The 12,394-nt window shown below is 51.8% G+C and carries 10 protein-coding genes; 7 read left to right on the top strand and 3 right to left on the bottom strand.

Features of this window, described 5'->3' with window-relative positions; genetic code table 11:
* Positions 1-26: 26 nt before the first annotated feature.
* From mraY to BAQU_RS05660, 6 genes are all read left to right on the top strand, one after another.
* Complete coding sequence (gene mraY, locus BAQU_RS05685; protein WP_094694023.1) at positions 27-1,130, top strand: phospho-N-acetylmuramoyl-pentapeptide-transferase; 1,104 nt, start codon at positions 27-29, stop codon at positions 1,128-1,130.
* A 59-nt stretch (positions 1,131-1,189) separates the two neighbouring features.
* Positions 1,190-2,620 carry a UDP-N-acetylmuramoyl-L-alanine--D-glutamate ligase gene (murD, locus tag BAQU_RS05680; RefSeq protein WP_094694021.1) on the top strand — a complete coding sequence of 477 codons (1,431 nt, stop codon included), beginning with the start codon at positions 1,190-1,192 and terminating at the stop codon, positions 2,618-2,620.
* Positions 2,604-3,905: an FtsW/RodA/SpoVE family cell cycle protein gene (locus BAQU_RS05675; RefSeq protein ID WP_094693497.1), complete on the top strand. Its 1,302-nt coding sequence runs from the start codon at positions 2,604-2,606 to the stop codon at positions 3,903-3,905. The genes murD and BAQU_RS05675 overlap by 17 nt, the downstream gene beginning before the upstream one ends.
* Before the next feature lie 168 nt (positions 3,906-4,073).
* Positions 4,074-5,249: an undecaprenyldiphospho-muramoylpentapeptide beta-N-acetylglucosaminyltransferase gene (gene murG / locus BAQU_RS05670; RefSeq protein ID WP_094694019.1), complete on the top strand. Its 1,176-nt coding sequence runs from the start codon at positions 4,074-4,076 to the stop codon at positions 5,247-5,249.
* Positions 5,250-5,462: 213 nt separating this feature from the next.
* Entirely contained in the window at positions 5,463-7,133 is a 1,671-nt protein-coding gene (gene murC / locus BAQU_RS05665) for a UDP-N-acetylmuramate--L-alanine ligase (protein ID WP_094694017.1), read from the top strand.
* 19 nt (positions 7,134-7,152) lie between these two features.
* Positions 7,153-8,193 (top strand): cell division protein FtsQ/DivIB, encoded by a 1,041-nt coding sequence (locus tag BAQU_RS05660; RefSeq protein ID WP_244568441.1) that lies wholly within the window; start codon positions 7,153-7,155, stop codon positions 8,191-8,193.
* 92 nt (positions 8,194-8,285) lie between these two features.
* Here BAQU_RS05660 and BAQU_RS05655 read toward each other — a convergent pair whose 3' ends face one another.
* The 3 genes from BAQU_RS05655 to rpsT form a co-directional block, all read right to left on the bottom strand.
* Entirely contained in the window at positions 8,286-9,140 is an 855-nt protein-coding gene (locus BAQU_RS05655; protein WP_094693495.1) for a hypothetical protein, read from the bottom strand.
* A gap of 197 nt (positions 9,141-9,337) precedes the next feature.
* Positions 9,338-9,811 carry a D-aminoacyl-tRNA deacylase gene (gene dtd / locus BAQU_RS05650; RefSeq protein WP_094694013.1) on the bottom strand — a complete coding sequence of 158 codons (474 nt, stop codon included), beginning with the start codon at positions 9,809-9,811 and terminating at the stop codon, positions 9,338-9,340.
* A gap of 210 nt (positions 9,812-10,021) precedes the next feature.
* On the bottom strand, positions 10,022-10,282 hold the full coding sequence (gene rpsT, locus BAQU_RS05645; RefSeq protein WP_094693493.1) for a 30S ribosomal protein S20: 261 nt from the start codon (positions 10,280-10,282) through the stop codon (positions 10,022-10,024).
* 205 nt (positions 10,283-10,487) lie between these two features.
* Between rpsT and lepA the strand changes: the two genes are divergently transcribed.
* Positions 10,488-12,365 (top strand): translation elongation factor 4, encoded by a 1,878-nt coding sequence (lepA, locus tag BAQU_RS05640; protein ID WP_094693491.1) that lies wholly within the window; start codon positions 10,488-10,490, stop codon positions 12,363-12,365.
* Positions 12,366-12,394 lie beyond the last annotated feature (29 nt).

Below are 12,394 nucleotides of genomic sequence, written 5' to 3'. Positions count from 1 at the left end.
CAGGAAGCAATGAACGGGGTGCACAAGTGATTTCACTCATTATTGGAATTGTGGTTTCTCTGGCAGTGACGGTGATCGGCACGCCTCTTCTCATCAACCTTGTGCATCGTCTGCATTATGGTCAATATATTCGTCAGGATGGTCCGAAATCGCATCTGGTAAAGCGCGGAACTCCAACCATGGGCGGGGTGATCATCAATCTTGCAATCATCCTTGGTTGGGTTGCGTCTGCTCTATATCGATTCTTCTTTTATCACACGGCTCCCTCATGGTCGGCAATTCTTGTTCTCTTTGCCATGGTCTCCATGGGTCTGCTAGGTTTCATCGATGATTTCGCCAAGGTGAGGAAAAAGCAGAATCTCGGATTGTCCGTGTCTGCCAAGTTCCTTGGGCAGGTTATCTTTGCAACCATCTACGCCGTGCTTGCTCTCATTATTCCAACCAAGTCAGGCTTCCCCAGTGCTCAGGCGGGAATGGCCTTCATTGAAAAGCCATTTTTCAATTTTGATTTCGCCGGCCGTTTTCTCGCCATCATTATCTTCGTGATCTGGGTCAATTTCCTGATGGCTGCGTGGACCAATGCTGTGAACCTGAATGATGGGTTGGACGGGCTTGCATCCGGTAGCTCGATGATTGCCTTCGTCGGCTATGCAATCATAGCTTTCTGGGAAAGCTACCACATCAAGGGTGGAGTGCATCCAGGATTTTCCTACGCCGTTTCTGATCCCTTGGATCTCTCGATCATCGCTGTCTGTGCGGCAACGGCTTGCTTTGGTTTTCTCTGGTACAACACGAAGCCGGCAACGATTTTCATGGGGGATACAGGCTCTCTCGCATTGGGAGGATTGTTTGCCGCGATTTCGATTGCTACCCATACCGAGTTCCTTGCGATAATCATGGGTGGATTGTTCGTCATCGAGGCCATGTCTGACGTGATTCAAGTCGGATATTTCAAAATGACGCATAAGCGTGTGTTCAAGATGGCTCCGATCCATCATCACTTCGAATTGATGGGTTGGCCTGAGTCAAAGGTAGTGGTGAGATTCTGGATGGTCGAACTCATGTTTGTCCTTATCGGCATGGTGACCTTCTATGGTGATTGGGTCACTCGGTCCGGTCTCCTGGGTTGATTGTGAACATAGGTTGTGGATCGTCGACAAGTGGAGCAATGAAGGGTGGAGTAGACATCATGGATGTTGGCAATGCAACGGTTCTGGTTGCGGGTCTTGGTATTTCTGGCAGAAGTTCGTGCGCTGTGCTGAACAATCGCGCAAAGCGAGTGATTACCGTTGACGAGCACAAGGCTGAAGCGGATTTGCACAGTTTTGAAGACATACCCTGGAAATCGATTGACATAGTCGTCACTTCACCGGTGTTCAATCCTCGGACGCCTTTCATACTCGAGGCCCAGCGACACTCCATTCCAGTCATGAGTGAGGTCGAACTCGCATGGCAGCTCAGAGTGAAGAGCAAGGGGAGCGAGGCTCCTGCACCATGGATTGGCATAACGGGCACGAACGGCAAGACATCCACGACTGAAATGACATCGGCGATGCTGACCGATTCGGGTCTTGTGGCTCCAGCAGTAGGCAATATCGGCAAGGCTGTTTCACATGCAGCGGTGGATGAATCCAATCAGGTGCTGTGTGTGGAACTGAGTTCATTCCAGCTTCATTTCACCGACTCCATGACTCTGGCATGTGCGGCAATCACCAATCTTGCCGACGATCATTTAGATTGGCATGGCGGTTTTGCACACTATGCGGCTGACAAGGCAAAGGTATATCGTGGCGTCACCAAAGCGCTTGTCTATAATGCCGATGACGTGCGTGTCACGGCTTTGGCGATGAAGGCTCAGCCGGCAGCTGGTTGCAGGAAGATAGGATTCACTCTCAACTCCCCGCACGAGGGCCAGATTGGTGTTGAACATGGCTGGATCGTTGATGCGAGCGGTCTGGCAAATGATTCCAAGAGTCCCGCCAAACTCGCGAAGATCACTGAATTCAAGCATATGAGTGAGCCGGACGGAACGGTTTATCCGCATCTGGTCGCTGACTCGCTGTGCGCCTTGGCTCTTGCGCTTGGCTTTGGCGTCTGCGTTGATGATGCAATCAGGGCATTGAAGAACTTCGTACCGGGCGGACATCGCATTCAGACCGTTGCAACCGCCTCGCTCACCGATGGAAGCATCAGATTCGTCGATGATTCCAAGGCGACGAACGCTCATGCGGCGGCGGCGTCACTGTCGAGTTTTGCTGATCACAGCGTGGTCTGGATTGCCGGAGGGTTGGCGAAAGGCAGTCGATTCGAACAACTCGTTGCAGATCAGCGTGAGAAAATCAAGGCCGCTGTGATCATTGGAAAAGAACAGCAGCCAATGCTCAAGGCTTTGGCGGTTTCTGCACCGGATATTGCAACGACAGTGATTGATCCGACCGATAACGACACCGTCATGCAGCGTGCAGTCGATGCCTGTGGATCATATGCCCAGGCAGGGGATGTCATATTGATGGCTCCTGCATGTGCGTCAATGGATCAATTCATCTCATATGCCGATAGAGGCGACCAATTTGTGAAACAGGCATCGCGATGGGTTCGGGAACATGCCCAGAACGACTAGATCCAGTTCCGATTCTCGGTCACGCTCGGGTGCATCCTCGAATCGTCAGCGGCATGTTCAAGACAACGCAGGTGAGCGATATCGTAAGGCTTCATCGCGAGAGGATGCTTCGGATATTGCGCGAAAGGTCAGCTATTCCGGTTGGAGAAACATCTTCAATCCGGTCTGGTGCTACAACGGTTTCATAACCTGTGTTGTCGCACTCACCGTTTTTGGCTTCATCATGGTGTTTTCCAGTTCGTCCGTGAGCATGGTCGCGGCAGGAAAATCGCCATGGTCTCAGGCTGCAAATCAGACGATCTATGGCATATTTGGCTTGATTGTCGCTGCAGTGACTGCCCATATCGGCGCTCGATGGTATCGGCGCTTCTCGTTCTTTCTGCTGATTGCAGCCATGTTTCTTCAGCTACTGACCTTGAGTCCGCTCGGGCGCAACATCAATGGCAATACAGGTTGGATTGGCATCGGTCCACTAACCCTGCAACCAGCCGAGGCATTGAAGCTCGCACTGTGCATCTGGCTGCCGCTCGCATTGAGCGTTGCAAAGACAAGAAACGCGAAGGTGAACGTCTGGCAGGCATATTGGATCCCCATTGTCATGTTTGCAGCTTCGGTAGGTCTGGTCCTGATAGGCAAGGATCTGGGAACGGCCATGATTCTCATCATCATAGGATTCGTTGCATTCCTCATTGGTGGCTTTTCGATGGTACTGCTATTTCTGTTCAGCGTCATTGCAGCAGTCGGAATATTGGTTGTTTTCGTCTTTGGGTCCTCGAATCGCATGGACCGCATCCTTGCAGCGTATCTTCCATGCAGTGCAGAAAGCGCCCAGGGAGTCTGCTACCAGTCCATTCACAGCATGTATGCCATGGCATCGGGAGGTTTGACCGGTGTGGGGCTGGGAAATTCACGTGAAAAGTGGAATTATCTACCAGAGGCCCACAACGATTTCATCTTTGCCGTCATAGGCGAGGAGCTCGGATTCATTGGCACTGCTCTTGTTGTTCTCACCTTCATCATCATGGGTTGGTGCCTGATACGAGTTGCATTGCAATCCCACAACGCGTTTACGCGACTGGTCTTGGTGTGCATCGCCACATGGATTGTCAGTCAGGCGTTGATCAATATTTCCGTCGTCCTCGGCTTGCTTCCGGTCATGGGTTTGCCATTGCCCTTTGTCTCAGCTGGTGGAACGGCGTTGATCATGTGTCTTTGCGCTTCTGGGGTTGCTGTGAGTATGATGAAGAGTCTGCCAGAGATTCGCTCCTCGCAGGCAAAGCCATGATAAAGGTTTGTGTTGTGAATTGAACAAGAGAAGATAAGTTCAGATCAGGGCTGCTGAGATGTGATGCAAGGCTAGGCTGATATGTTGCGTAATAATTGACCCGACATATTGTTCACTGTATCCCTTGGTTGGCGTGGTATGGACTGAATAAGGGATATGCTCAGGGATATGGGAACAGAAGAAGAGAAGATCCGGGTTGTTTTGGCTGGAGGCGGCACTGCAGGGCATGTGAATCCTCTGCTCAGTGTAGCCAGGGCACTCAGAACAAGGAATCCACACAACCAGATCAGTGTGATTGGCACGCAGGTCGGACTCGAACGTGACTTGGTTCCGCAGGCCGGCTTTGCATTGGACACCATCGAAAAGGTGCCATTCCCACGTTCCCTGAGTCTCGCTCTCTTCACCTTTCCCTTCCGCTGGATGCGTGAGGTGCATAAGGTCAAGCGAATCTTGCGTGATCATCAGGCGCAGGTGGTTGTAGGCTTCGGCGGGTATGCTTCGGCACCGGTTTACAGAGCGGCTCATCTGATGCATATTCCGATTCTGATTCATGAACAGAATGCCAAGGCAGGCATGGCGAATAAACTTGGCGCTCGTTGGGCCGATTTCATCGGGACGGTGTATGAGAACACCGGTCTGGAAGCACGAAAGGGCGCCAGAATCGAACGGATTGGCCTTCCCTTGCGACCGACAATCTCAGAATTGGCAAACCGCATCGCAGATAATGCGAAATTGGCCCGTGTGGAGGCATCCTCCGCCCTTGGCATCGATACGTCCCGTCCGCTGGTACTGGTCACGGGTGGTTCACTGGGCGCGGTCAGTCTGAATCAATCCGTAGCCCGTTCTGCGGGTGAGCTCCTCAATTATGTGCAGATCATCCATCTGACGGGGAAAGGCAAGGGCGATGAGGTTCGCTCGATAGTAGAGCAACAGGTCGGAGCCAATGCGGTCAACAGTCTGGGAATTGGGAAAACCGGTCAAGGTGATTATCATGTCGTTGAATATCTTGAACGTATCGATCTAGCCTTTGCCTGTGCAGATCTGGTAATCTGCCGTTCCGGTGCAGGCACGGTCGCTGAGCTGACCGCTCTCGGCATTCCTGCCGTCTATGTGCCCCTTCCGATTGGCAATGGTGAGCAACGATACAATGCGCAGCCAGTTGTGGATGCTCACGGAGGAATAATGGTTGATGACGACGAGTTTACCCCCACATGGATTCGTGAACATGTCATCCCATTGTTGCGCAATCGAGAGAATCTTCTTGCGATGGGCAAGTCGGCATGGAATTATGGAACTCGTGATGCGGCGGAGACCATGGCTGCGCGTGTTGAATCGTGCGCATGATGGTATTCACTCATATGCAGCCCAATCACGAATGAATTGATGCTTGATGTGTCGTTTCATGATGAGTCGTTTCATGGGGGTGACCTCTGATCGATGGATTATGTTATGTCCCACGGCAATAATGGTTGAAGCAGCAGTATCGGGGAGTCGATGTTCGTGAACAATGAATTGATGCATGGAGTAATGGGTATAGGAATGGATGAATCCAAGACGATGAATAGCAGTGAGCAGCAAGCGCAGCAGTCTTCACAACCGTTGGATCCCACTGGGGACGCCTTTGATCTGCAGACCGGGCACGGATCAGACTCCACGCAGCGTGCAGATGCAGCGTTTCGTCATCTAGGCTCGACGTACTTTATCGGCATCGGCGGGGCTGGTATGAGTGTTCTCGCTGAGATGCTTCACCAGAACGGTGTAGAGGTCAGTGGTTCGGATTCAGGTGAGAGCAGCAAGACAAAGCGCTTGGAATCATTGGGGATACCGGTGCATATTGGCCAGCGGGCACAGAATCTGCAGGGAGTCAATACGGTGGTATGGTCGAGCGCCATCAAATCCAGCAACGCCGAGATCATAGAGGCGAAACGCCAGCATCTTCATCTTGTGCATCGTAGCGATATCCTCGGTCTGCTCATGTCGCTCAAGAAGGCTGTCAGCGTTGCTGGAGCGCATGGAAAAACCACAACAAGTGCCTTGCTGTCGCACATTCTGATCCATGCAGCAGGGTCGGTAGACAAGCTTGGCAAGCCCAGCTATGCGATTGGTGGTTCGGTGCAAGGCATCGACGGACCCATTGATGGCGGTCATGCGGACACTGGGTCGGTTTTCGTTGCCGAGGCTGATGAATCCGATGGAAGTTTTCTGAAATATCATCCTGAGATTGCCATAATCACGAATGCTGAGGCAGATCATCTTGATCATTACGGCACGGCAAAAACATACCGTCGAGCTTTCGTAGCTCACGCAGGCCACGCCAAGGCGCATGTGGTGATAACCGGTGACGATGCAGGAGCTCAAGAAATCATCGCAAATCTCGATCATGACACTGCTCGGCACACCGTCATCTACACGACTGAGTCGGGTGCACGCTTTGCTGGATTCGCGGGTTGCGTGGTGCGCATCGTCTCTGAGTCGGAGCATCAGGGCAGTGGTGAGGAACGTTTCAGCATTGTTATTCCTTCGGTGCTGGCAGACGGTGATGAGCGAACAATTTCCGTAGCCTTGAAAATTCCGGGCATCCATAATGCCCGCAATGCAACTGCTGCAATCATTGCCGCTGCGTTGCTCGGTGTGGATGTCCAAGCCGCCGCGGCAGCCGCTGCATCATTTCTTGGCGCTGTGAGACGTTTCCAAGTATGCGGGCATGTCAATCAGGTCACCGTCGTTGATGATTACGCACACCATCCCACCGAAATCGCGGCTCTGTTGGATGCCGCACGAAGAAGATATCCAAGCTCTAGGATTCATATCATCTTCCAGCCGCACCTGTTCTCCAGAACTCGGTTCTTTGCCACCGCGTTTGCTCAGGCATTGCGCAAGGCGGACGATGTCGTGGTGACGGGCATCTTCCCAGCCCGAGAAAAGCAATCGGACTTTCCCGATGTTGGTCCGCGCAGTATCGTGCAGGCGGCTCAGGCTCTGGGCGATAGTCCTGTTCATACGTGGATAAGTGCAGTGGATAGCATGAATCAGGCAGCACAGATGATTGCATTGCGTGCTCAGCCAGGCGATGTCGTGATTACTGCAGGTGCAGGCGACATCAATGCCGTTGTGCCCATTATTCTGCATGTCCTTGAGGCGCGAGAAGGTCATCTGCAGGCTAAAGATTCCTCATCCACTCAGCCTGATTCCTCTGAACCTCTTTCGCAAGAGTCGATGACTCGCTGATTGCCGGAAAGGCTGAACAATGGCTCGAAAAACAGTCAGTTCCGGACACACCCCACATCGCGATGACAAGGGAAGATCGGTACGTTCTGCCGAGTCTGGGCGAAAGCCGCAGTCGGCGCATAGTGGTGACTCTCCTCGGACTGCGCGTTCTGATATGACTACGAGCTCATCCGATGGTGATTTTGTTGATGCGAGAGTGCTGGATGCTTCGGAATCTGTAGATGAACGAGTTGCTCGTTCGCTGCATGAGCAACCTGTCGAAGGTGAGGATTCCGGTCCGATTCCGGGCATGTTTACCAGGCCAAAGGTCGTTGATTTCACTGCAAGACTGAAAGAACGGCGTAAGGCAGGATTATATAAATCCCTGACCAGAATTTCTATCGTGGTATCTGCAACCGCTCTTGTGGTTTTGCTGGTCTGGATGTTGTTTTTCTCCTCCGTGTTTCGATTTGAGATTTCAGGCATCAAGGTCACTGGTGCAAACCAATGGGTGTCTTCGAATGAGATCAGTGCCATAGCGGCGAAGCAGGTAGGAAAGTCCTTGCTCCTCGTTTCCACCGAGACGGTTGAAAATCAAGTTGGTGCACTCCCAGGTGTCACATCGGCGAAAGCCGAAAAGCTCTATCCTCATGGAATCCGCATAAGCGTGAAATCGGAGAAGCCTGCCGCAGTGTTGAAATCCTCGAATAATACTTTGACCGCTGTAGACAGTGAGGCGCGCATCCTGAACACCGTCACGGCTGCAACCGTTACGGGCATTCCCGAGATCCAGGTGTCGACGCTCAAAGGTGGACTTGCCAACGATGCTGTCAAGCAGGCGTTGAAGATTCTGGCTTCGCTGCCTGAAAGCATGCGTCAGAGTATCACCAAGGTCACGGCGAATACACAGGATTCCATCACCACGGAAATCAGTTCGGGGAAATACACCATCGTCTGGGGCGACGCTTCGCAGCTTGAGCTGAAGAAAGCGGTCGTGGATAAGATCATCAACGATCCCAGCAAGATCGGATCAAAGCATGATGTCGACGTTTCCGCGCCACTTCGACCGATCATTCAGTGAGCAATCCTATGATTGTGTTCATTGTGAACTGAGCGAAGTATAAACGCATTTTTTACGCTGTATTCGGTACTGATTACCCGATTTCTCGGCAGTTATACCTCATCTAGTTCACAATGAACCGAGTATCGGGCTGATTGCGCCACAATAACGCTCTCAAGTGTGTCCGTAAATCGATTCCAGCATGTTTGATCGAGAATATCTTCTGATGTTACTGGGATGAGATTCCATTTCATTCCTTGAAGAGCGGAACTCTTACGGCTGTCTCTTTTCAGGCTTTCTTTGGATGTATGAAACCTGACGCCTTGGTATTCAATCGCGATCTTGAGTTCGGGGTAGGCGAGATCCGCAAGCCAGATCTCACCTGTTTGTGGATGTTGAATCATGTAGTTCACCTGCGGGCATGGAAAATGATGCTGAATGAGTTTTATTCTTAGCCGGGATTCCATGGGAGAGTCAGTTCCTTCTCTGCAGCGTTCCAACGCCCACCGTGCGCTAGCTTTTCCAACAAATCGCTGATTTGTGTTTATCAGACATTCAAGATCTTGCTTGGAGACCTCTTTTCGATTTGCTCCTCTTGCGAGAAGTGAATCGAACAGGACAACCGCCTCTTCTTTGCTTATGTCGCGCAGACTTTGGAGGCATGCGGTCACTGGATCGACAATATTCATTGATATGTCACCGCATGTAATTGTTGATGTGAAAAAGGGCAGGCTCCAATAGATAGCTCGAATGTCTCTCTGTTTCGATCTTTGTTGTTGCGGGGATGCACAGACTGTCACGCGCAGCTGGTCTCTGTCCTGATTCCATGGTGGTGGCAGACCCATGAGCGCTATGGCTGTTAAACCGGCAAGCACCAGTGGAGTTCGCGCCTTTCTTGCCAAATGAAAGCATCGTTCTAATTCTGAGTTCGCTGAACTCAGCCAAGCCTCATCTTGTGTGATATCCATGGAAAAATGCTAATGAATGCTCATGCAGCGGCAAAGGTGGCGAATTCATGTGGTCGAATGTGGAAGAATGACCGAGATGTTGCGTGGTGCTCGGCTCATTGTGAACTTCAAAAGATACAGCAATGATTTTCTTAAGCATATACAGTGATTTCCGCCAAAAAATACCGTACTATACCTGTCGAAGTTCACAACGAATCTCAGCGCTCGAGAATAAGTGTCACTGGACCATCATTGACGAGTTGTACAGACATGTGGGCACCGAATGTGCCGGTTCGGACGATGATGCCTTGGCTACGAAGTGCCTCATTGAACTGATCCCATATCTGTGCCGCGTGTTCAGGCTTTCCTGCCGCCGTGAAGCTGGGACGATTTCCTTTTCGAGCGTCTCCATACAGCGTAAATTGCGATATCGAGAGAATAGAACCCTTGATTTCCTGAATCGAGCGGTTCATTTTGCCTGCGCAATCTTCAAAGATTCTTAAGTGAGCAATTTTGTGTGACATCCAAGAGACCGTGTCTTCATTGTCGATGTCGCTCACGGCGACGAGCAGGAGGAAGCCAATGCCGATGCCCTGAGGCTCAGGAAGCGGCATGGCATCGGTGTGTGAAGGTTCTTGTTGAGATATTACACTTACCGAAGCGGAGGAAACCCGTTGCAAGACTATTCGCATATATGCAACATTAGCGTGAGAGGTGCGAAATGGTGCTTGTTGCGGGCGGATAGAAAATGGTCTGTACAGATCGGTGAATGAAACGGTGTGACGAAATTTCCCGTATGCTGGCAGTATCATCCTCATCTATCGCAGCAGTGCTCGCGATCGCATACAAAAATTCCCGCGAATCTGTTAAGAATTGCGGGAATTGAAATCTTAAAAGAAAGCTCAGAGAGCGTTCACAGCCGTAGCAAGACCGGACTTGCGGTTTGCAGCCTGATTCTTATGAATCACGCCCTTGCCTGCAGCTCTGTCGAGACTGCGTGCCGCGACTTGGTAAGCGGTCTGTGCGCTTTCCTTATCTCCGGCGCTGATTGCCTCGCGTGCCGCACGCACGGCAGTCTTTACTTCGCTCTTCACCGATACGTTACGAAGATGAGCGTTCTCATTGGTGATGACGCGCTTCTTCTGCGACTTGATGTTTGCCACTGTTACTCCAAACGACGTTATGCTATATCCTTATAGACAAACATACAGGCTACCATGCCTCATGCCCATTCGCCAAGAATCTTGCCATGAGCCGCATAAATGGCGTATGAAAACGCTGGTGACGCTGCTCAACCCGTCAGGGTTCCACTCTGGCTGCACTTACGGGTAGAATTCCGTAAGTTCACACTTTATCGGAGGGAGCACGGTGGCGGTTCAGCATAATCAGCCCGGATTCACCGATCAATCATTGATACGCAACTTCTGCATCATTGCGCATATTGATCATGGTAAGTCAACGGTTGCTGATCGCATTTTGCAACTGAGTGGCATCGTGTCTGATCGTGAAATGCATGATCAATTCCTCGATCGCATGGATATCGAGCAGGAACGCGGCATTACAATCAAGTCACAGGCTGTGCGTGTGCCTTGGATCGCGGATGGCAAGGAATATACGCTTGGCATGATCGACACCCCTGGCCATGTCGATTTCACCTACGAGGTTTCCCGAGCGCTCGCTGCATGCGAAGGTGCGGTGCTTCTCGTTGATGCCACGCAGGGAATTGAAGCTCAGACGCTTTCGAATCTGTATATGGCGATAGATCACGACCTGACCATCATTCCAGTGCTCAATAAGATTGATCTGCCAAGTGCAGAGCCTGATAAACATGCCAAGGAGATTGCTGGGCTCCTGGGCTGCCCGGAAAGCGATATATTGCGTGTCTCCGGCAAGACTGGCGAAGGCATCAGGGAGTTGCTCGACCGCATCGTGGTGGAGGTTCCTCCGCCGCACGGCGATGCACGGGCACCAGCACGAGCAATGATCTTCGATTCGGTCTACGACTCCTACCGTGGCATCGTGACCTATATTCGTATGATTGACGGCGAAATCAAATCCCGTCAGAAAATCCGCATGATGGGTCTGGGCACTGTCCATGATCCGATCGAGCTTGGCGTGATCAGCCCCGACATGACACCAACGAAGGCGCTTGGTGCCGGTGAAGTCGGTTATGTGATCACCGGCGTCAAGGACGTTGGTCAATCCAAGGTCGGCGACACGATCACGACTGAGCAAGACCCCGCAACCACGGCTCTTCCTGGCTATAGAGATCCTCACCCGATGGTCTATGCCGGACTCTTCCCGGTTGATAACGCCGATTTCCCAGACTTGCGCGAGGCATTGGACAAGCTCAAGCTCAACGATGCCGCGCTCATCTACGAACCGGAAACTTCAGTCGCCTTAGGGTTTGGATTCCGCTGCGGTTTCCTTGGACTGCTGCACATGGAAATCGTTGCCGAGCGTCTGAGCCGGGAATTTGATCTCGATCTGATTTCGACTGCCCCAAATGTGACCTATGACGTGACGATGGAAGATGGCAAGGTGCATCATGTCACCAATCCCAGCGAATTCCCTGACGGCAAGGTGAAGAAAATCGTTGAACCTGTGGTTTCAGCCGATATCATCACGCCCAAAGAATTCATTGGTTCGGTCATGGAGCTGTGTCAGGATCATCGCGGTCAGATGGGCACCATGGAATACATCAGTGAGGATCGCGTCGAAATGCATTACACGATGCCGCTTGCTGAGATTGTGTTCGACTTCTTTGACCAGCTGAAAAGCCGCACCAAGGGGTATGCCAGCCTTGACTATCACGAGTCGGGCGAGCAGTCGGCAGACTTGGTCAAGGTCGATATCCTGATTCAGGGCGAGAAGGTCGATGCTTTCAGCGCCGTCGTACACCGGGACAAGGCGTATGCATATGGCGTGATGATGACGAAGAAGCTCAGGGAGCTCATACCGCGCCAGCAGTTCGAGATTCCCATTCAGGCGGCTATTGGTTCGCGCATCATCGCGCGCGAAACGATTCGTGCACTGCGCAAGGACGTGCTTGCCAAATGTTATGGCGGAGACATCACACGAAAGCGCAAGTTGCTTGAGAAGCAGAAGGCTGGCAAGAAGCGCATGAAGATGCTTGGGCGCGTCGAAGTGCCGCAGGAAGCCTTCATCGCAGCATTGAGTACTGACGATTCCACGGATAGAGATACTCGAGACAAGATTCGTGCGGCTGCGAAGAAAGATAGTTAGACGAAAGCTCAGTTGCATTGGGGGACACC

This window comes from Bifidobacterium aquikefiri (genome assembly GCF_002259795.1).
GTDB lineage: Bacteria > Actinomycetota > Actinomycetes > Actinomycetales > Bifidobacteriaceae > Bombiscardovia > Bombiscardovia aquikefiri.
Note: the sequence above shows the minus strand (reverse complement) of the source record. Positions and strands in the feature narration are given on the sequence as shown.